Source organism: Chryseobacterium pyrolae, from assembly GCF_025153485.1.
In the GTDB taxonomy this organism is placed as follows: domain Bacteria; phylum Bacteroidota; class Bacteroidia; order Flavobacteriales; family Weeksellaceae; genus Chryseobacterium; species Chryseobacterium antibioticum.
This window is the reverse complement of the sequence record NZ_JANZQH010000002.1, coordinates 528,597-547,879: the sequence shown is the minus strand read 5'-3', so window position 1 is coordinate 547,879 and position 19,283 is coordinate 528,597. Positions and strand designations below refer to the sequence as shown.

Annotated in this window: 18 protein-coding genes and 4 tRNA genes; 17 read left to right on the top strand and 5 right to left on the bottom strand. The window is 36.5% G+C overall.

What is annotated here, in order from left to right:
• Positions 1 to 21: 21 nt before the first annotated feature.
• The gene (locus NZD88_RS05840; protein WP_259828146.1) at positions 22 to 1,539 is read left to right on the top strand and encodes an FMN-binding glutamate synthase family protein; all 1,518 of its coding nucleotides are present in this window, start codon (positions 22 to 24) and stop codon (positions 1,537 to 1,539) included.
• Positions 1,540 to 1,603: 64 nt separating this feature from the next.
• On the opposite strand, the gene NZD88_RS05835 is transcribed toward NZD88_RS05840, so the two are convergent.
• Positions 1,604 to 2,350, bottom strand: coding sequence for a hypothetical protein (locus tag NZD88_RS05835; protein ID WP_259828144.1), 747 nt, complete (start codon positions 2,348 to 2,350; stop codon positions 1,604 to 1,606).
• 55 nt (positions 2,351 to 2,405) lie between these two features.
• Here NZD88_RS05835 and NZD88_RS05830 point away from each other — a divergent pair, with 55 nt between their 5' ends.
• Complete coding sequence (locus tag NZD88_RS05830) at positions 2,406 to 2,843, top strand: RNA-binding S4 domain-containing protein (RefSeq protein WP_259828143.1); 438 nt, start codon at positions 2,406 to 2,408, stop codon at positions 2,841 to 2,843.
• 13 nt (positions 2,844 to 2,856) lie between these two features.
• Here the strand turns inward: NZD88_RS05830 and NZD88_RS05825 are convergent, their stop codons facing one another.
• A complete protein-coding gene (locus NZD88_RS05825; RefSeq protein ID WP_259828142.1) occupies positions 2,857 to 3,372 on the bottom strand; it encodes a shikimate kinase in 516 nt (171 codons plus the stop codon).
• A gap of 114 nt (positions 3,373 to 3,486) precedes the next feature.
• Between NZD88_RS05825 and NZD88_RS05820 the strand changes: the two genes are divergently transcribed.
• The 4 genes from NZD88_RS05820 to NZD88_RS05805 all read left to right on the top strand — a co-directional run bounded on the left by NZD88_RS05820 (position 3,487) and on the right by NZD88_RS05805 (position 4,088).
• Positions 3,487 to 3,559, top strand: a tRNA-Lys gene (locus NZD88_RS05820).
• 37 nt (positions 3,560 to 3,596) lie between these two features.
• Positions 3,597 to 3,679 (top strand) — tRNA-Leu (locus NZD88_RS05815).
• 56 nt (positions 3,680 to 3,735) lie between these two features.
• Positions 3,736 to 3,808: transfer RNA gene (locus NZD88_RS05810), tRNA-Lys, on the top strand.
• Positions 3,809 to 4,015: 207 nt separating this feature from the next.
• Positions 4,016 to 4,088, top strand: a tRNA-Lys gene (locus NZD88_RS05805).
• Between the two features lie 195 nt (positions 4,089 to 4,283).
• Here the strand turns inward: NZD88_RS05805 and panC are convergent.
• Positions 4,284 to 5,132 (bottom strand): pantoate--beta-alanine ligase, encoded by an 849-nt coding sequence (gene panC / locus NZD88_RS05800; RefSeq protein ID WP_259828141.1) that lies wholly within the window; start codon positions 5,130 to 5,132, stop codon positions 4,284 to 4,286.
• A gap of 171 nt (positions 5,133 to 5,303) precedes the next feature.
• Between panC and NZD88_RS05795 the strand changes: the two genes are divergently transcribed.
• The 9 genes from NZD88_RS05795 to NZD88_RS05755 all read left to right on the top strand — a co-directional run bounded on the left by NZD88_RS05795 (position 5,304) and on the right by NZD88_RS05755 (position 15,859).
• Positions 5,304 to 6,074 carry a glycogen/starch synthase gene (locus tag NZD88_RS05795; protein WP_169236089.1) on the top strand — a complete coding sequence of 257 codons (771 nt, stop codon included), beginning with the start codon at positions 5,304 to 5,306 and terminating at the stop codon, positions 6,072 to 6,074.
• 12 nt (positions 6,075 to 6,086) lie between these two features.
• A complete protein-coding gene (locus NZD88_RS05790) occupies positions 6,087 to 7,697 on the top strand; it encodes a DUF4270 domain-containing protein (protein WP_259828140.1) in 1,611 nt (536 codons plus the stop codon).
• A gap of 18 nt (positions 7,698 to 7,715) precedes the next feature.
• Positions 7,716 to 9,569, top strand: a complete 1,854-nt coding sequence (glmS, locus tag NZD88_RS05785) for a glutamine--fructose-6-phosphate transaminase (isomerizing) (RefSeq protein WP_259828139.1) — start codon at positions 7,716 to 7,718, stop codon at positions 9,567 to 9,569.
• Positions 9,570 to 9,677: 108 nt separating this feature from the next.
• Positions 9,678 to 11,099: a T9SS ring complex lipoprotein PorK/GldK gene (porK, locus tag NZD88_RS05780; protein ID WP_169236086.1), complete on the top strand. Its 1,422-nt coding sequence runs from the start codon at positions 9,678 to 9,680 to the stop codon at positions 11,097 to 11,099.
• 59 nt (positions 11,100 to 11,158) lie between these two features.
• The gene (gene porL, locus NZD88_RS05775) at positions 11,159 to 11,851 is read left to right on the top strand and encodes a type IX secretion system motor protein PorL/GldL (protein WP_169236085.1); all 693 of its coding nucleotides are present in this window, start codon (positions 11,159 to 11,161) and stop codon (positions 11,849 to 11,851) included.
• A gap of 52 nt (positions 11,852 to 11,903) precedes the next feature.
• Positions 11,904 to 13,496 (top strand): type IX secretion system motor protein PorM/GldM, encoded by a 1,593-nt coding sequence (gene porM, locus NZD88_RS05770; protein WP_259828138.1) that lies wholly within the window; start codon positions 11,904 to 11,906, stop codon positions 13,494 to 13,496.
• Between the two features lie 20 nt (positions 13,497 to 13,516).
• Entirely contained in the window at positions 13,517 to 14,455 is a 939-nt protein-coding gene (porN, locus tag NZD88_RS05765; RefSeq protein ID WP_259828137.1) for a type IX secretion system ring subunit PorN/GldN, read from the top strand.
• Between the two features lie 56 nt (positions 14,456 to 14,511).
• Positions 14,512 to 15,546 (top strand): NAD(P)/FAD-dependent oxidoreductase, encoded by a 1,035-nt coding sequence (locus tag NZD88_RS05760; protein ID WP_259828136.1) that lies wholly within the window; start codon positions 14,512 to 14,514, stop codon positions 15,544 to 15,546.
• Positions 15,547 to 15,604: 58 nt separating this feature from the next.
• Positions 15,605 to 15,859, top strand: a complete 255-nt coding sequence (locus NZD88_RS05755) for a SemiSWEET transporter (protein WP_259828135.1) — start codon at positions 15,605 to 15,607, stop codon at positions 15,857 to 15,859.
• An 86-nt stretch (positions 15,860 to 15,945) separates the two neighbouring features.
• On the opposite strand, the gene NZD88_RS05750 is transcribed toward NZD88_RS05755, so the two are convergent.
• Both NZD88_RS05750 and NZD88_RS05745 read right to left on the bottom strand, forming a co-directional pair.
• Positions 15,946 to 16,377: an META domain-containing protein gene (locus NZD88_RS05750; RefSeq protein WP_259828134.1), complete on the bottom strand. Its 432-nt coding sequence runs from the start codon at positions 16,375 to 16,377 to the stop codon at positions 15,946 to 15,948.
• A 43-nt stretch (positions 16,378 to 16,420) separates the two neighbouring features.
• Complete coding sequence (locus tag NZD88_RS05745) at positions 16,421 to 16,813, bottom strand: hypothetical protein (protein ID WP_259828133.1); 393 nt, start codon at positions 16,811 to 16,813, stop codon at positions 16,421 to 16,423.
• Between the two features lie 839 nt (positions 16,814 to 17,652).
• Between NZD88_RS05745 and NZD88_RS05740 the strand changes: the two genes are divergently transcribed.
• Both NZD88_RS05740 and NZD88_RS05735 read left to right on the top strand, forming a co-directional pair.
• Positions 17,653 to 18,042 carry a hypothetical protein gene (locus tag NZD88_RS05740; protein WP_259828132.1) on the top strand — a complete coding sequence of 130 codons (390 nt, stop codon included), beginning with the start codon at positions 17,653 to 17,655 and terminating at the stop codon, positions 18,040 to 18,042.
• A 151-nt stretch (positions 18,043 to 18,193) separates the two neighbouring features.
• Positions 18,194 to 19,279 carry an efflux RND transporter periplasmic adaptor subunit gene (locus NZD88_RS05735; RefSeq protein ID WP_259828131.1) on the top strand — a complete coding sequence of 362 codons (1,086 nt, stop codon included), beginning with the start codon at positions 18,194 to 18,196 and terminating at the stop codon, positions 19,277 to 19,279.
• The last annotated feature ends 4 nt before the right edge of the window (positions 19,280 to 19,283 follow it).

Here is a 19,283-nt window from a genome sequence, read left to right as displayed (position 1 = left end):
TAACTTTAAATAACTACATTCATGAGAGATAAGTTTTTATCTTGGGGAATTGTATTAGTAACTGCTACATGGATCGTCGCATTACTGATCAGAGCGCATTATTGGATACCCATCCTGTTATCCGCCATCTATGCATTGGGTGTTTACAATGCTTACCAGTCCAAACACGCTATTTTGAGGAACTTCCCGGTATTGGGGTACTTCAGATACTTTTTCGAAAGTATTTCACCCGAAATGCAGCAGTATTTCATCGAAAGAGAGACAGATGGGAAACCATTTCCCAGAAACCAGCGTTCCGCAGTATACAGACGTGCCAAAAACCTAAGTGATACCGTCGCTTTTGGAACACAGTTAGAAGTTAATCATAGAAAATATGAAGGGATCAAGCATTCTATTTATGCAAAATCGCCTGTAGAAGAACTTCCCAGAGTATGGGTAGGAGGAGAACAATGTACACAGCCTTACCACGCATCTTTATTCAATATTTCGGCAATGAGTTTTGGAGCATTAAGCGACAGAGCCCAGATATCATTAAACAGAGGCGCAAAAAAAGGAAATTTCTATCACAATACAGGAGAGGGAGGTATTTCTCCTTATCACATGGAAGGAGGAGACCTTTGCTGGCAAATCGGAACCGGCTATTTCGGATGTCGTAACGAAGAAGGTAAATTTAACCCGGAACTTTTTGAAAAGTACTCTACCCTTCCCAATGTAAAGATGATCGAAATTAAGCTGTCTCAGGGCGCAAAACCAGGACATGGAGGGGTTCTTCCGGGTGTGAAAAACACACCGGAGATCGCAAAAATCCGTCACGTCACCCCGGGAATGACTGTTATTTCACCACCCTCTCACAGTTCATTTTCTGATGCTTCAGGTTTGCTGAGGTTCGTACAGCAGCTGAGAGAGCTTTCAGGAGGTAAGCCTGTAGGTTTTAAACTTTGTATAGGGGATACCAAAGAATTTGAGGATATCTGCGTTCAGATGAACGTGATGAAGATCTATCCGGATTTCATCACGATAGATGGAGCAGAAGGAGGGACCGGAGCAGCACCGCCGGAATTTTCAGATGGAGTAGGGATGCCTTTGGAACCGGCTCTTATTTTTGTGAACAGAACGCTTAATAATTATAATGTAAGAAGCAAATTAAGAGTTATTGCCAGCGGAAAAGTACTGACAAGCCTGGATATTCTGAGAGCTGTAGCCATGGGAGCCGATATGTGTAATAATGCGAGAGGATTTATGTTCTCGTTAGGATGTATTCAGGCTTTAAGATGCAACAGTAATAATTGTCCTACCGGGGTTGCTACCCAGGACAAAATGCTTGTTAAAGGACTTGATGTTACCGATAAAAGTGAAAGAGTATATCATTTCCATAAAAATACACTTCATACATGCAATGAACTGATTGCAGCGGCAGGAAGAAGCTCTTACGAAGAAGTGGATGCTACCATGTTTATGAGAGGAGATGAGTTCGATCATCTGGCAGATCTTTATTTTCCAGATATTTTAGGAAATGTAAGGGAGAAAGCAAAATACTAAAGAAACAAATAAAAACAAAAACCGCCTTCATATATGGAGGCGGTTTCTTTTTTATAAGTTTAGATTATTGTCCTGCAGGTCTGTCTGCTCTTCCATACACCTGGAAATTAAACACAAAAGAATAATTTCTTAGAGAATAAGAGGTATTATACGGGAAATGCGGATCTCTTGCGAAAGCAGCTCTTGATGGAACTAAAATAACGCCTTGAAGATTGTATGGATTTCCACTTGGAAGATTGTTAAACGCCTTGAATTTCCGTATAGCTTCTTGGAAACCTTCAATTTCGTAGTAGCTTCTCTGTTTGGTCGCATCTGTAGTTGCTGCGTCCAATACAGATTGTTTTACATAATAATACATTGGATCCACTAGTGGAAGCCCATTACCATTAATGGTATTCGTAATTGCCAGTGTTGAAACGAAAGAAACGTTTCCATCAGTATTAGCCGCTAAAAGAGCATTAGCTCTCATCATTACAGTTAGAATATCTTTATCTCCAATAGTTTTCTCTTCAGTTGCAGAAGGTTGTGCTCCTACCCTCATGATGTATATGGTTCCTGAAGAAAGCGTTTCATACGGAAGGTCTGATAATTTTTTTTCATTATCATCACTGGTATCCGTGGTGCTGAAAGCTTTTATATTTCCCTGAGCATCCAGATAATTGTCGTTCATAAATTTCTTAATAGCCTGATCGTCATAACTGTTTTGAACGGCAATGTCTTCCGGTTCTTTATAAGTTTCAACTTCATCATCTTTCTTACATGCAGAAAAACCTAAAGATCCCGCAAGGATATATAAAAATATTTTTTTCATTTCAAAAAACTTTAATTACTTTACAAATAATATAACGGCAAAAGTATAAAAAATTATGAGAATAGATAAATTTTTATGGTGCATTCGTTTTTATAAGACGAGAAGTATTGCAACAGAGGAAATTAAAAAGAACAGAGTTTCATTGGGAACGTCTGCCGTAAAGTCATCTAAGGAGGTAAAAGAAGGAGATGTTATTAAGATTCGGAAAAATCAGATCGACTATAAAATAAAAGTGATTCAGATCCCCAAAAACAGATTAGGAGCGAAACTTGTTCCCCTTCATATACAGGATGTGACAGATAAGGAGCAGTATGAACTGTTGAAACTCCGAAAAATGTCACAGGATTATTACAGAATTAAAGGAGAAGGCAGACCTACCAAAAGAGACAGAAGAGATATGGATGAATATGTAGGGAACGATATTGCCTCAGACTTTACAGACTGGGACGATTTCTTTGGAGAAACAGCAGATGTTGCCGAAAACGAAGATTAAAAATGAAAAAGCTCTAGAGATAGAGCTTTTCTATTATTTCCTGGACAATGTCTTCAGGCTCCCTCGCATCCGTATTGACGCTGAATTGTGCTTTGCTGTAAAATGCATTTCTTTCAAATAAATGCTTGGCAATAAACTCAGGAAGATTCTCATCAGAAATATTGGCAATGATCGGCCTTTTTTCTTTCTGTTTTGAAATCCTTTCGTATAAAGTGTTTACCGAGGCTTTTAAAAATATACTTTTAGAACTATGGTTGATAATTTCCATATTATTATAATAAACCGGAGTGCCTCCTCCCAGGCTTAAAACCGTATTTTCTTCCGAAGCAAGTATTTCTTCCAATGCCTCTCTTTCAAGCTTTCTAAAGTGAATTTCTCCCTTTTTTTCGAAAATCTCAGGAATGGTTAATTTATTTCGTCTAGAAATCTCTTTATCGAGGTCAATTAGCCTGAAATTTATTTTGTCGCTTAATATTTTGGAAATGTGAGATTTGCCAGATCCCATGTATCCGATGAGTGAAATAACCATGAATTTTTTTTAAACAAATTTGCAAAAAAGTTTTGAGATAAAGAAAAAACTTATATCTTTGCACCACTGAAAACGAGGGACATTATTCAAATGTAAATCGTTGACAAAGTGACCGACTCGGTAGCTCAGCTGGTAGAGCAATACACTTTTAATGTATGGGTCCTGGGTTCGAATCCCAGCCGGGTCACAAGCGAAAAAGATTACTAGATTTTTGTAATTTTATAGCCTGCGTGGTGGAATTGGTAGACACGCCATCTTGAGGGGGTGGTTTCCTAAGGATGTGCTGGTTCGAGTCCAGTCGCAGGCACTGCAAAGAAAAATTTAATGATTACTAATGAATTGATTTCATTTTTAATTGTGGCCGACTCGGTAGCTCAGCTGGTAGAGCAATACACTTTTAATGTATGGGTCCTGGGTTCGAATCCCAGCCGGGTCACAAGTTTACTGAAAAGTAAATTTTTTTCATATTAATATTTTGTGATTTGGTGTTTCAAAGGTCTCCGCAAGAGACCTTTGATTTTTTTAAAAAATAAAAACACTTTAAATTTTAAAAAAAATATATTGCGGGATTGAAAAAAAATCATATCTTTGCACCTCTTAAAACGAGAGTCATTGTATAAATGCAAATCGTTAACAAGTGACCGACTCGGTAGCTCAGCTGGTAGAGCAATACACTTTTAATGTATGGGTCCTGGGTTCGAATCCCAGCCGGGTCACAAGTTTACTGAAAAGTAAATTTTTTTCATATTAATATTTTGTGATTTGGTGTATCAAAGGTTTCCTCAAGAGACCTTTGATTTTTTTTATATATTATGATCACCCAAAAAATAAAAAAACTCTGATAATATTGATCAGAGTTTTAATTTTTTATAAGATTATTGGGGGATTTCTGTTGAACAGGTGTTTAATATTTAATCCAAATGCATATTGTCAATAAGCCTTACCCCGTCTACTACAACTACGATGAATGCTCTGTAATTTCTGTCCTTGTAAAAGAAATCAGTTTCTTTCAGGGTTTCTTCATCAGCGATCAGGAAATATTCTAATTTCATTCCCTGCTCATGATCAAAAATGTCTGTCACTCTTTCGTTTATTTCAGGGATCGTAAGGATTCTAAACCAGTCGTTTACTTTGTTTAAGGTATGATAAATAACTTTTGATGCCTCTCTTCGGTCTTCGTGAAGCCTTTGGTTTCGGGAGCTTAATGCCAGACCATTGTCAGCTCTGTAAATAGAAACACCAGTAATTTTTACAGGAAGATGTTTCTTTTCAACCATTTTTTTGATAATGGCAAGCTGTTGAAAATCTTTTTCTCCAAAATAAGCACTGTCCGGCTGGATCTGTCTGAAAAGCTCTTCTACCACAGTTCCTACACCGTCGAAATGCCCCGGTCTTGATTTTCCTTCCATTTCATTTTCCAGTCCATCAAAATCATAATGCTGGCTTTCTGTTTTTTCAGGATAGATATCGGCGACTTCAGGGATATAAACCGCATCCACCAATCCTGAATTTTTCAAGATAAGAATATCTCTGTTAATATCTCTTGGGTACTTTTCAAGGTCTTCCGGATTGTTAAATTGGGTGGGATTTACAAAAATTGAAGAAATAACCAGATCATTATCTTTTCTGGCTTCTTCATACAGAGAAAGATGTCCCTTATGAAGGGCTCCCATAGTAGGAGCGAAGCCTATCTTTTTACCCATTTCTTTCTGTCTTTCAATGAAATCCTGAAGGGTTTTCTTGTTCTTTATAACTTCCATAGTTTATTTTAATACTAATTCAAAAATACTAAAAATATCACATAATTATATGTGTTTTTAATAATTTGAAAATGGGAATTATCGTAAAATAATGTTAATTAAAATAATGTTGGATGTTTTTTTGTAATTTTGCACATTAAAGCATTTTTACAAAAATATAGATAGAAATTTATGCCGAATCAAAAAATACTGTACATTACTACAGAGATGTATCCATATCAAGAAGACACAAATATGGCTGCAGTGGTAAACAAAATGGCACTTAAGATGCACAATGAAGGCAATGATGTAAGAGTTTTTATGCCAAGATTTGGACAAATAAGTGAAAGAAAATTCCAACTTCATGAGGTGATCCGTCTTTCGGGGATGAACATTATTATTAATGACCTAGATCAGCCGTTAATCATTAAAGTAGCGTCTCTTCCGGGGGAAAGACTTCAGGTTTACTTTATTGACAACGAAGAATACTTCAAAAGAAAGCAATACTACGTTGATGATGAAGGAAAACCTTTTGATGATAACGACGAAAGAGCTATTTTCTTTGCGAGAGGTGTAATTGAAACCATCAAAAAACTAAACTGGGTTCCGGATGTAATCCACTTGAATGGATGGATGTCTTCTTTTGTTCCAATTTACCTTAAAACATATTACGAATCTGACACTTACTTCAAAGATGCCAAAATCGTTCTTTCCCTTTACAATGAGAAAGACGCTGATCTGGATAAAAACATCGCTGAAAAATTGACATTCGATAATATTTCCGGATTAAAAGCGTTAGATAATCCGACAATCAAAAATTTTGTTATTGAAAGTATGAATTACGTTGACATGGTAGTAAAAGGAGATGAGTTTCTTGATGAAGACCTGGATAAAGGTTTCAATGAAACAACAACTCCAAAGTCAGAATACGTTGACGTAGATTCTATAAACCAAATTTATTAAACACATTTTTTAATGACTCATACTGTTAAAAGAACTTTAGCCATGCTTTTTGTGGCGGTTTTTGGGAGCGCTCTTCTTTATAATTGCGAACCGGAAACGGATTCGCTGGGCGAACAGCTTTTTATAGATGGTGCCGCGGAAGGCAATGTATCTTCCTACGACCTTATTGCTTATAATATTAATAATAATGATTCGATCAGAAGTGATGCTGGGAGACTTGTGAATCAGATCAATACATCAGGGATATCTCCATCCTATGCTGTCCTTGGAGCTTTTTCTGAGGGACAGTTTGGTATGCAGAAAGCATCCTATCTTACCCAGTTAAGGATGAGCTCTGATAATTTCAACTTCGGAACGACTCCAAAAGTAGATTCTGTAGTTTTAGTATTGAGACCTAACTCTGTTGCTGATTCAGTGGTTACACGTCCTCTTAAGGATGAAAGCATACTGGTAGGAACTGAAACGGTACCTGTTTCCACAGAGATAAAGAGGTATCCTACTAATTATGGTTTTAAATATGGTAAAATGAGACTAGGTCCTGGAGGGACACACTCTTTATTGCATATTAATGTAGATGAAATTACAACATTCTTAGATGGTAATGATCCTGCTTTCAAACGTTCTAATGTAGTTGTTAGTACTGGAGCAGCATTGGGTTCTACCGTATTTGATGGAACTGTAACCTCTAAGACCATCACTAAGAAGTCAGATAATTCAGCTTTATTTACCTCGGATGCAGGAATCAGAATTCCTTTAAATAAAGACTTTTTCCAAACAAAGCTTCTTGATAAAAACGGTAAGCCTGAACTTCAGGATGCTGCTAACTTTACAAGATACTTCAAAGGGATAAAACTGTCTGTGACTGATACAGATGGATATCTTTTGCAGCTTCCTACGGAAAGTATGGAAGTAATCATGTATTATACTAATGAGAAAAACGATAACGGTACAATTACAAGACCTCAGTCTACTTTTAAATTACTTTTAACAGGTGGTATTGGTAATGCACGTATCGGACAGTACGAATATAACAGAGCAGGGTCTGCATGGGCAGCCGCATCAACTATGATTAACGATCAGACCGGTGATGCTAAACTTTATCTGCAGGGAATGGGAGGACCTTCCATAGGTGTGAAAATTCCTGATGAAACTATTGCTACTCTTAAAGCATTATATGATAAGGATAAGGCTGCGATTATGAATGCTAGAATCAGAATCTTTACAGATGCTTCTACTTGGAGTAATAATTACAGAAGGACTAGGGATAACTTTACTATTCTTCCTGTAATAAAAGATGCAACAACCGGATTACTTACTTCTTCAGCGTTTATAGCAGACTTGACAGCTGGCTTTGGAATGATGAAATCTTATGATTTAGATAAAAACCCTTCTTATTATGACTTTACGGTTACAAAAACAGTGAAGGATATTGTTGAAGGTAAAGAGGCAAATAAAACCCTTCTTGTTAATATGGGACAGTTTGTGCCAACTACATCAGGGGCAGCTGCTGGTTATAAATTTACAACCAGAGCATTTGCAACGGAAAGAGGCGTTTTTGTTGGAACAGATAAAACGAATGCCAACAGAATTCAGTTAAAAATTACTTACGGGACAAAAAAATAAAAAAACACTAGAAAAAATATGTGCGGAATTGTAGGATATACAGGGTTTCAGGATGCGTATGATATTGTCATCAACGGTCTTAGAAGATTAGAATATAGAGGGTATGACAGTGCAGGAATTGTTTTGGAAGGCTCAAATAAAAAATTTGAAATAGAAAAAACAAAAGGGAAGGTAGATGATTTGGTGAGTATTTCAGAACAACTGAAAGGAACAGCCAAAATAGGAATGGGGCATACCAGATGGGCTACACATGGGGTTCCAAGTGATAGAAATTCACATCCACATTTATCAAATAACGGAAAAATAGCAGTTGTACATAATGGTATTATAGAAAACTATGACACTATTAAAACAATGCTTACGGAAAAAGGATTTACTTTTAAATCTGAAACCGATACAGAAGTACTGGTGAATCTTATCCAGTATTTTATGGATTTAAAATCAGAAACAGATTTCCCTACTGCTGTAAGATATGCTTTGAATGAAGTATACGGAGCATATGCTATCACGGTACTTCATGAAGATTATCCAGGAGTATTGGTTGTAGCGAGATTAGGTTCTCCGCTAGCCATAGGAATTGGTGAGAAAGAATACTTTATTGCTTCTGATGCATCTCCTTTCGTAGAATTTACAAAAGAGGCGATCTATCTTGAAGAGGGACACATGGCTACTATTTCATTAGAGAATGGTGTAGACATCAGAACAATTAATGATAATTCTAAGATTGAACCAGAGATTCAGGAGCTTAAATTAAGCTTAGAGCAGATTGAAAAAGGGGGATACGAGCATTTTATGCTTAAAGAGATCTTTGAACAGCCTAAGTCTATCCATGACACGATGAGAGGAAGACTTCTTGTAGATGAAGGGATTATCAAAATGGCTGGGATCTGGGATCATTTGGAGAGATTCAAGAATGCCAATAGAATCATCATCATTGCATGTGGTACTTCATGGCATGCAGGTCTTATCGGCGAATACCTTATCGAAGAATATGCAAGAATTCCTGTAGAGGTAGAATATGCATCAGAATTCAGATACAGAAATCCTATTATTACTGATAAAGACGTTGTTATTGCTATTTCCCAATCCGGAGAAACAGCTGATACAATGGCTGCCTTGAAATTAGCAAAAGAAAGAGGAGCATTTATATACGGTATATGTAATGTAGTGGATTCTTCCATCGCAAGAATTACAGATGCCGGTTCATATACACATGCTGGTCCTGAGATAGGAGTAGCTTCTACAAAAGCTTTTACGGCACAGCTTACCATTCTTACTCTAATTGCATTTAAATTAGGAAAACACAACGGTAACTTAGGCAATGCAGAATTCATGAGCTTAATTTCTGAACTGGATGCTCTTCCTAAAAAAATAGAAGAAGTTTTAAGTACGACTCATGAGCTGACTCAAAATATAGCCAAAGATTTTATCCACACAACCAATTTCCTTTATTTGGGAAGAGGGTACAATTATCCTGCGGCATTAGAAGGTGCGCTAAAACTGAAAGAGATCTCTTATATTCACGCAGAAGGATATCCGGCAGCAGAAATGAAACACGGACCTATTGCCCTTATTGATGAGAATATGCCAATCGTTATCATTGCTCCTAAAAAAGGACATTATGATAAGATTGTGAGTAATGTTCAGGAAATTAAGGCAAGAAAAGGGAAAGTTATTGCTGTGGTTAACAAAGGAGATAAACAGGTGAGTGCAATGGCAGATTATGTGATTGAAATTCCTGAGACTTCAGAATGTTTCTCACCAATTGTTGCGTCAGTGCCTTTACAGCTATTAGCTTACTACATTGCAGTATACCGAGGAGCCAATGTAGATCAGCCAAGAAACCTGGCAAAATCTGTAACTGTAGAGTAAAAAGTAGTTGTAAATAAAATAAATTTAGATTTCTTCCGTTATTTCAAAAAAAATCTTAAAAGTTTCTTAAAAAAATTATATATTTACGGCTTAATTATAAAAATTAACATGAAAAGGATATTTCTTTTATTATTGTCTGCGTCGGTAGCATCAGTATCTTGTTCAGGTGGTGGCAGTTCTTCTGTAGGGAAGCCTGGAACGAAAGGAGAATTGATACCAAGAGAAAAAACGAAATCATTTGTTGCGGAAAGACCATATGGAATGGTGGCTATTCCTGCAGGTTCATTTGTTGCTGGTCTGGCGGATCAGGATCCAACAAATACGCCTGAAAAAGCATCATTGAAAACTGTTACAGTCTCTTCTTTCTTCATGGATGAAGCAGAAACTACCAATGCCGAATACAGGGTATTTATCAATTATGTGAGAGATTCCATTGCGAGAACTCTATTAGCTGAAGCCGCTGGGGAAGGCGGTGAAGAAGGTGGACGTAAAGGAGCAAGCATAGGTGATTATGCATACCTTGCTAAAAAAGAAGAAAACTTAACACCTTATCAGGAGTATTTAGAAGGCCAGGGAGGAAGAGAAGACGGAGGTTATGATGCAAGTAAAAAACTAGACTGGAAAATCCCTTTACATTGGAGCACTGGAAAGTATCCTGATGTAGAATACGCGGAAGTTCTTGAATCTATGTATCTGCCTGCTTCTTCTAGAATCGGAAACGAAAGAATTTTAGACGTTAGTAAACTAAAATACAACTATCAGTGGGGAGATATGGATGCAGCACTTGCTGACAACGAAAGAGGAGCTAACTACCTTAAGAGTTCAAGCATTGCGATCTATCCTGATACAACGGTTTGGATAAATGATTTCCACTTTACATATAACGAACCGTTGTTCGAACAATATTTCTGGCACAAAGCCTACAAAGATTATCCTGTAGTAGGGGTAACCTGGGATCAGGCAAGAGCTTACTGTAACTTCAGATCTAAACTGAAAACAGACTACAACGAAAGCTTAAAAAGAAAAAAGCAAAGACCAATGCTGTTCCGTCTTCCTACAGAAATCGAATGGGAATATGCTGCAAGAGGCGGAATGCAAAATGCTACTTATCCTTGGGGTGGTCCATATTTAATGGATGACAGAGGTTGCTACTTAGCCAACTTCAAACCAAAGAGAGGTAATTACATGGAAGACGAGAAAAAAGGTACTTATACATATACAGCTCCAGTAAAGAAATTTAAGAAAAATGGATTTGGGTTATTTGATATGGCTGGAAACGTTTCTGAATGGACAGAATCTGCGTATAACAACTCTTCTTATGGATTCTCATCTACTTTAAATCCTTCTACTAAAGATAAAAAGGATACAAAGAGATCTGTAAGAGGTGGTTCTTGGAAAGATATAGGATATGCCCTGATGACAGGTGCTAGAGATTGGGAAAGAAAAGATTCCGCAAGAAGCTATATCGGATTCAGAACTGTACAGGATATTCCTGAAGCAGCTGTTAAACCAAGAAGAGTTAACAGATAATTAACCAGACAATTATTTTCAATAACAATTTTATTTAACATTAAAAAAACTAACTTAATATGTTTAAGACTAAAGATGCTTGGATGAATTTCTTTTATTCATTCGGTGCTGCAATTGTAATTCTTGGAGCTTGGCTTAAAATTACTCACATTACCTTGGGACCAATTAATGGTAATATCGCTCTTACAGTGGGACTTATTACGGAGGCTATTATCTTTATTATTTTCGCATTTGACCCTCCAAAATCAGAAGAATCTTATGCATGGGAGAATGTTTATCCTGAATTATTAGATAAGCATGCACACCCAAACCCTTTACATTCTAATGTATCATCTAAAAACAATGCACAGCAGTTTGCAGAATTAGAAAATTCTCTTTCAAATAAATTAGACAAAATGCTTCAGGATGCAAAGCTGGATGTTCAATTATTTGACAGACTAAGAACAGGTATCGATAAATTCTCTAACTCTGTTGATCAGATCAACCAAACTGTAGATGTATCTGCTTCTACACATAAATATAATGATCAGCTTAACAAAGCTGCTCAGCATATGGAAAGTATGAATGCTTTATATACAATGCAGCTTGAAAGCGGTAAAAGACAATCTGAATTTGCTAACAAATACGTAGCAGATATGCAGAAGTCTGCAGAGCAGTCTGAAAAATTCAATCAAGAGTTACTAGGTTTAACAACTAATCTTAACAGCTTAAATAGAGTTTATGGTGGTATGCTTACTGCTATGAAGTCTTAATTCCTAACCATTTCTAAATTAACTACTTAATCAAAAACTAAAAGAAAAGAGAATGGCACAAGGAAAACAGACACCTCGTCAGAAGATGATCAACCTAATGTATCTGGTGTTCATCGCTATGATGGCCCTAAACATTGATGCAGAAATCATCAGATCATACTACGACTCTACGAAAGCATTGAATGAAACAAGAACCTTAACAGAGACTAAAAACGAAAAGATTTTCGAAAAAACGCTTGAGGCAAAAGCACAGCAGGTTCCGGATACCTACGCACAGCCTTGGGGACAGTATAAAGTTTTAAAAGGTAAAATTGATGTTTTAGTAGCTTCTGCTCAAAGTATTAAAGATGCCCTTAAAAAGCACTCGGATTTTCATGATAAAGATCCAAAAACCGGAAAAGAAATTGATGTAAGCGAAAATTTCGCAGCGCTTAATAATAATGAAGCAACTACAGAATATTTCTTCAAAGAAGGAGAAGAAAATACCCCTTCAAAAGGAGCTTTAGACTTAAAAGCTAAAATTGACGACGTAAGAAATTATATTAATGCAACTTTTGGAAACAATGCACAGTTAAAAGATTTAGTAGACAGAGCTAATAAATCTTTGATCGCTGAATATCCAAAAGGAAAATCTCCGAATGACAAGACCTGGTTTCAGAACAAATTCTATCATCAGCCGTTAATCGCGGCGATCTCTAACCTGGAGATCATTCAGAATGATGCTAGAAACGTACAGTCTGATGCATTGGCGTTGTTACTTCAGGAGAAAGTAGATGCAAATATCAAATTCTCAAGTTACGAGCCTATCGTTTCTGGTCCGGTAGATATCCAGGCAGGAAAACAGGCTGAAGTAAAAGTAATGTTAGGTACTTATTCTACAAGCAACAAAATTAGTATTTCTGGTGTTGGTAGAGTAGAAAATGGAAAAGGGATCACCTCTATTTCAGGTTCTGGTATCGGAGAACACAAGCTTGGAGGAACAATTACCTTAACGGATGCTTCAGGAAAACCTCAAAGTTTCCCATGGACGCATACTTATAATGTAATTGCAGGACCAAGAGAAGTAAAACTTGAAAAAGGATTATTGCTTTCTGCTGATAAAATGAATGTAATGTATAGAGGACTTGAGAACCCTGTTTCAGGATCTATCTTAGGTGCCGACAATTCTAAACTTTCATTATCTGCTCCGGGAGCATCGGTAAGAAATACAGGTCCAGGAAAATGGAGTGTGAAACCTTCTTCAGGTAATACAGTTAAACTTACATTATCAGGAATAGATCCTTACGGAAAATCTGTATCACAGGTATTTGAATATAGAATTAAGAATGTACCACCACCACAAGGACAGATCAGAGGACAAAGTATCGTAGCGATGCCTCCAACATCTATCCAGAATCAAACGGTACAGGCAGCGATTCCTGATTTCGACTTCCCAGTTTCATTTACTGTAACGCAATTTATGGTAAGAGTTCCTGGAAGAGCAGCACTATTAATTCACGGAAATTCATTGAATGATGCCGCTGGATTAGTGAAAAATCTTAGATCTGGAGACGTAGTTTCTATCTTCGATATTAAAGTTACTGCTCAGGGACTAGACGGTCAGGTAATTAAAAACATTACTCCTATAATCATTAATATTCCATAGGACTAAAATTGTAATTTATTATGAAAAAATATATTAGCACCCTTTTAGTATTAGTTTCGGGATTCGCTTTATCCCAGACTATTCTGAACGCAGCTTCTCCGGAAGAGTTCAGACAGATGAGAGAGGAAAACAAACAAAAAGTTGGTGATACTATTATTGATAAAACAGTAAAACCTCTTGAATATGGTTTTGTAGAAGATAAAGATATCCTTAAGAGTATGTTTGTTTGGGAGATCATTGATATGAATGATAAGATCAACCAGCCTTTCTACTACGACAATCCGGATGGACTTCTTTCTACACCTACAAGATCGCTATATCAGTTATTATTGGATGCTGCTTTAAGCGGAAAGATCGAGCAGGTTTACGATGATGAAAACTTTACGGTGAAACTTTCACCGGAAGGGATCCAAAAGAGATTGGAAAAAGTAATTATCAATGATGCTGCTATTGATATCCTTAACTCTGGAAGACAATTAACAGAGCAGGAGAAAAAAGAATATACCGACGTTTTCAAGACGACTACTGAAAAAGTAAAAGTTCTTAAGATCATGGGTATGTGGTTTATCGATAAGAGAGACGGACAGATGAAATACAGACCTCTTGGTATTGCAGCAATGGGTCCAGATCCAGCTGTACAGGGAGTTATTGGACCAGATGGTAAGCCGATTGCAAGTAATGACGAGCTTATCGACCTATTCTGGATCTACTATCCGAATGCAAGAGACGTGTTGGCAAATAATTTTATTTACAACAGAAAGAACTCTTCTGCGGACCTGTCTTTCGATGATATCATCAATGCGAGAAGATTCTCTTCAATCATTTATAAATCATCTGGCGGTTTAGGTGACGGTACAATCGATAAATATCTCCCTAAAGATGCTGACGAACAGTTAGCTGAAAGCGAAAGAATCAAAAATCAGATCCTTAACATGGAAAATGATATGTGGAATTACTAAGATTTCACTTGATATTTATACAAAACCTGAGTACTTTTACTCAGGTTTTTTTTATTATGAAACATATAGACTATATCATCGTTGGAGACGGATATGCGGGGTTGTTTTTCGCTCATCAGTTAATTAAGAATAACAAATCTTTTGTATTATTTTCTGAAGGCAGGAAAAGCGCTTCACAGGTTTCTGCTGGAATTATCAATCCTGTGGTCCTTAAGAAATTCACTACATTCTGGAAAGCACAGGAACAAATCGACTTTCTTAAAGACACTTTGATCGAAATAGAATCCTACACCGGGAAAAATTATCTGATCGATTCACCTATCCATAGAATTTTTCATGACGAAAATGAACAGAATCTTTGGGTAAAGAAATCGAAAAATGAAGAACTTTCCAGCTTCCTTGATGAAAATTTCGATCATTTAGAGGTAGTAAAAAATGACTTTAATACCGGAAAGGTCAATCAGTCTGCCAGACTGAAAGTAAGCGGGTTTTTCATGGATCTATTCTATTTTTTAGAAAAAAATGAACTTCTGATCAAAGAAAAATTTGATTATGACAAATTAGACGCTTCTACAGGTTCCTATAAAGATTTCCAATCTCAAAATATTATATTCTGTGAAGGAATGGGAGTGAAGGAAAATCCTTTCTTTTCAAATATTGCCGTTACTCCAAATAAGGGGCATCATATTAAAGTAAAACTTTCCGAATCCATTCCAAAGGATATTACAATTAAAAAGAAACATTTCTTATTCCCCACAGATAACGAACTTCATTTCTATGGCGGAACCTATGATCGGGAACAGCTTCATCATCACGTAGACGAATCTGCTGTGAAGCAGCTCGTCAATGGCTTGTCTGAAATTTATCCACATGACTTTGACGTGGAAGAAGTGAACTTTGGTTTCAGGCCAACGGTAAAAGACAGAAGACCGATTATAGGAAGACATGAATCATATCAAAATCTTTATGTTTTTAACGGCCTTGGAGCAAGAGGAATTTTAAACGGTTGCTACTTCTCCAGGAGCTTGTACCAGTTGATTGAAAAAAATATACCTTTGCATGAAGAAGTTTCCAGCGACAGATTTAAATAATTCCAGGTTGATTAAAATATAGCGTAGAAATTCATATCTTCAGAAGAGAATTTAAATTATGAATGAAAATGTTTTGGGTATAATAGCCGGAGTCCTCACATCTATTTCCATGATTCCCCAACTGATCAAGGTCATCAAAGAGAAGAATGTAGACGATATTTCTCTGGTCATGCTGTTGGTCCTTATATCTGGACTTTCACTATGGGTATGGTATGGTTTTATGAAAAACGAACTGCCTATTATTGTGTCAAATGCATTTGCCGTTCTGGTCAATATAAGCCTTCTGATATGTTATATGATCTATAAGAAATAGGAAGAAGTGATATCAATAAAAAAGACGCTTCACCAATCGTAAAGCGTCTTTTTGTATCGTAAAATATTAAATTCAATACTTATTTATTAAGGCTGAAGAACAAATTTAGCCAAAGGTGCCATTCTAGCCTTGTTTAAGGTCAGTGTATTGCCATTTACAGAATAATTATCTGCGGCAAGCACTGCTTTTGTAAATAATTGTTCGGTTTCAAGATCCTCACAGGCCATCATGGTAGACATTCCTTGGTTGAATTTGATTCTCATGATATCAGGTTTAATCTCAAAAGTACCTCCAAATCCATTGCATCCGGCATGACCTTCATATCTCATCCCTTCCGTATTAAGCTTGAAATAAGGATTGTTTTTAGCATTTTTAAGCTTGATAGGTTGTCCGTTCAGTTCCGTAAGTTTCCATGTTTTCCCCATAATATCAGTGGTCTTTTGTGTTGGAGGAGTTTTACATGCGGTAAGAAATACCAATAAAAAAAGAGCGGATAAATAGTAATACAAGTTTTTCATAGTTATTATTTTGTAAGGTTGGTGTAATGTTTGGACTTTCAAATTAATAAGAAGCCATCTTTGCAGATCCTGATCCCTTTGTTTCACGCTTAGCATGGAACAGAACCATATCTACATTTTTTTTCAGTAAAGTGATATTTCCTTTGATATCGGAATATTGATATTCTTCATTGCTAGCCGTATATTCAGGAAGAGCATCGCTTTTCTTAAGATCATACGTTTTGCCTTCCAGATGAACGGTTGCTATGTTTTTTGTGTGATTGATGGTGACTTCAATTTTTTCCCCATAACTGTCAGTGAAAACATCTTTAGAGATCTCATCTTTGTTTTCAGAGACTGCCTCAGTAAGTGCTTCCGTTTCTTTGCCCGGATGCTTACACGCTGTTGAGGAAAGGACTGCCAGGCCCATAAGAAACAATGTAAATAAATTTTTCATAATGATAAGTGATTTGAAAGTGTGTCATGAATTGTGATATTAATACTACATAAATTTACGAATATTTTTAATAAATATATGTTAAATTTGCATAAATTAATCTAATGTTTTTATCCATTGAGCCCGGAGGTTCCTTTACAGTGCTTTTGTATAAATCATAAAAAAACTTTCTGCTCTATAAAGATTTGCTGAACTGGGAACCGTTGGAATACTGCTTTAGACAGCCGGTTTTAAGAATAAAAAAGTATAGTTTTTTTTCATGTTACATTTGTTGTTTTTATTTGGTGCAAAAGTATTGAAATTATATGATGTTGATACACAGTGAAAAATGATTTTAATCATGCTCTTGAGCGTATTTTTTTTGAGATTTAACAGAAAAAAGAAAACTGAAAAAGTCAGTTCTCTTTAAAGGTGGATTTAATTAATATTTTTAATTGAATTTTAAGGTTCGGTGATTTGATCAATAGTGAAAATACTTTGGTTACCAGTTCCGCCTGGGCATTTAGCTACATTTCCTGCACTGCCTGGAGTTGAGGGCCCCATCATGAATTGCATTTTATAAAAAAGGAATGAAGCAACGTACAGAAAACCTGCCATCTGGAGTTGTAGTAGAAATAGCGTATCCTTTATCCATTGCATTCTGTTTGTGTCTATAATTGATCATAAAAACAGATTGTATGTTATTTATGTTTATTAATGGTGAAATTAAGTGATTATTTAATAATGGCTTTATAAGAAAAAATGAATGTTTTCTTTATTCAGCTTATTTAAAGGAGAGTTAAATTTTGTTAATCTATTATGAGCGTATACCTTTCTAGGTGTACATTTGCCACTTCAAAATGAGAAACCTAATAGTATATTTTTTGACCGGTCTTTTTCTGCTCTTTGTAGTAGAAAGCAAACTTGATGTCAAAACACTACGCAATGACTATTCCGGTCATGTTTCTCATCATTTGCCCAAAAAGGCCAACCGCCTGAACCAGACTTTTGAGAAACTTTCGGTTCAGCAAATGGCAGATAATATTGATAATTCTACTTTAGAACTTACTGAAGACGACTTTCAGCTGTCTGATACCATCCAGATTATTGCTGTTTTTGCCAGTGTTTTCAGTCTTGTCTATATTTTTGGCCTACATTCTTTTAAAAGCAGAAAACCGGGTTTCAATGGTTTTCTTTCGCTGTATTCCCATGTTAAAACATTCATTCTGATTCGTTCTATCAGAATTTAAAAATTCATTTTTCCTGATCTATTTTCTGTCCACAGTCCGGATGGGAGATATACTGCGTTGTTTATGCCGGTAATCACCATGACGCAGGATTTCTTATTACCGTTTTATTTTTCATTCAAAACATTAACGATTTATATTAAACTCTAGAATTATGATCAAAAGAGTTGCCTCAGGCATTGCGATAAGCACCCTTTTATTGACTGTTGGCTGCAGTCAGAAGAAAGAAGAAAAAGAAGAAGCCGTAGTATATCCCGTCACCAGCCCTGTAAAAATGGATACGGTGATCAACAAAGAATATGTAGCCCAGATCCAGTCGGTGAAAAACATCGAAGTCCGAGCGCAGGAAAAAGGATTTCTTGAAAAAATTTATGTTGATGAAGGACAGTATGTACAGGCAGGACAAACCCTGTTCAGAATTATGCCTCAGCTGTATCAGGCAGAATTATTGAAAGCCAAAGCAGAAGTAGAACAGGCTACCATAGAGCTTAAAAATGCCAGCACCCTTGCCAGCAACAACATTGTTTCTAAAAATGAAAGAGCGATGGCTAAAGCGAAGCTCGATGCAGCCAATGCTGAAATGAAACTGGCCCAGATCCATTTATCTTTTACTGACATTAAAGCACCGTTTTCAGGGGTGATCAACAGAATTCCTTTAAAACTGGGAAGCCTGGTGGATGAAGGAGATCTGCTGACTTCTTTATCAGACAATACCAATGTCTACAGTTATTTTAACGTTTCAGAACCTGAATATCTAAGCTATCAGACCCATGCTGCCGACAGAGGAAGCAATCAGGTGTCTTTGATTATGGCGAACGGAGAAATGCTACCTCAGAAAGGAGAGATCCAGACCATAGAAGGAGAATTTGACAATGAAACCGGAAATATTGCCTTCAGAGCAAAATTCCCCAATCCGGATAAACTGCTAAGAAATGGCGAAACCGGAAAAGTACAGATGACTCTGCCGGTTCATAATGCGCTTATCATTCCGCAGAAAGCTACTTATGAAATTCAAGACCAGAAATATGTTTTCGTCATTGATAAAAACGGAACTGCAAAATCAAGAAATATAAAAGTGGCTTACGAGCTGCCGGATCTTTATGTAGTAGGGTCAGGACTTGCAGAGGGAGATAAGATCCTTTTAGAAGGGGTACAGAAGGTAAAAGATGACCAGAAAATACAGTCCAAATTCCAGGATCCCAAGAAAGTTCTTCAGTCATTGAAACTAAAAGCAGAGTAGTCTA

Bases quoted from the DNA above. Each gene is read 5' to 3' on its own strand.
- NZD88_RS05840 (WP_259828146.1), top strand. From the start codon at position 22: ATGAGAGATAAGTTTTTATCTTGGGGAATTGTATTAGTAACTGCTACA.
- NZD88_RS05835 (WP_259828144.1), bottom strand. From the start codon at position 2,350: ATGAAAAAAATATTTTTATATATCCTTGCGGGATCTTTAGGTTTTTCT.
- NZD88_RS05830 (WP_259828143.1), top strand. From the start codon at position 2,406: ATGAGAATAGATAAATTTTTATGGTGCATTCGTTTTTATAAGACGAGA.
- NZD88_RS05825 (WP_259828142.1), bottom strand. From the start codon at position 3,372: ATGGTTATTTCACTCATCGGATACATGGGATCTGGCAAATCTCACATT.
- panC (WP_259828141.1), bottom strand. From the start codon at position 5,132: ATGGAAGTTATAAAGAACAAGAAAACCCTTCAGGATTTCATTGAAAGA.
- NZD88_RS05795 (WP_169236089.1), top strand. From the start codon at position 5,304: ATGCCGAATCAAAAAATACTGTACATTACTACAGAGATGTATCCATAT.
- NZD88_RS05790 (WP_259828140.1), top strand. From the start codon at position 6,087: ATGACTCATACTGTTAAAAGAACTTTAGCCATGCTTTTTGTGGCGGTT.
- glmS (WP_259828139.1), top strand. From the start codon at position 7,716: ATGTGCGGAATTGTAGGATATACAGGGTTTCAGGATGCGTATGATATT.
- porK (WP_169236086.1), top strand. From the start codon at position 9,678: ATGAAAAGGATATTTCTTTTATTATTGTCTGCGTCGGTAGCATCAGTA.
- porL (WP_169236085.1), top strand. From the start codon at position 11,159: ATGTTTAAGACTAAAGATGCTTGGATGAATTTCTTTTATTCATTCGGT.
- porM (WP_259828138.1), top strand. From the start codon at position 11,904: ATGGCACAAGGAAAACAGACACCTCGTCAGAAGATGATCAACCTAATG.
- porN (WP_259828137.1), top strand. From the start codon at position 13,517: ATGAAAAAATATATTAGCACCCTTTTAGTATTAGTTTCGGGATTCGCT.
- NZD88_RS05760 (WP_259828136.1), top strand. From the start codon at position 14,512: ATGAAACATATAGACTATATCATCGTTGGAGACGGATATGCGGGGTTG.
- NZD88_RS05755 (WP_259828135.1), top strand. From the start codon at position 15,605: ATGAATGAAAATGTTTTGGGTATAATAGCCGGAGTCCTCACATCTATT.
- NZD88_RS05750 (WP_259828134.1), bottom strand. From the start codon at position 16,377: ATGAAAAACTTGTATTACTATTTATCCGCTCTTTTTTTATTGGTATTT.
- NZD88_RS05745 (WP_259828133.1), bottom strand. From the start codon at position 16,813: ATGAAAAATTTATTTACATTGTTTCTTATGGGCCTGGCAGTCCTTTCC.
- NZD88_RS05740 (WP_259828132.1), top strand. From the start codon at position 17,653: ATGAGAAACCTAATAGTATATTTTTTGACCGGTCTTTTTCTGCTCTTT.
- NZD88_RS05735 (WP_259828131.1), top strand. From the start codon at position 18,194: ATGATCAAAAGAGTTGCCTCAGGCATTGCGATAAGCACCCTTTTATTG.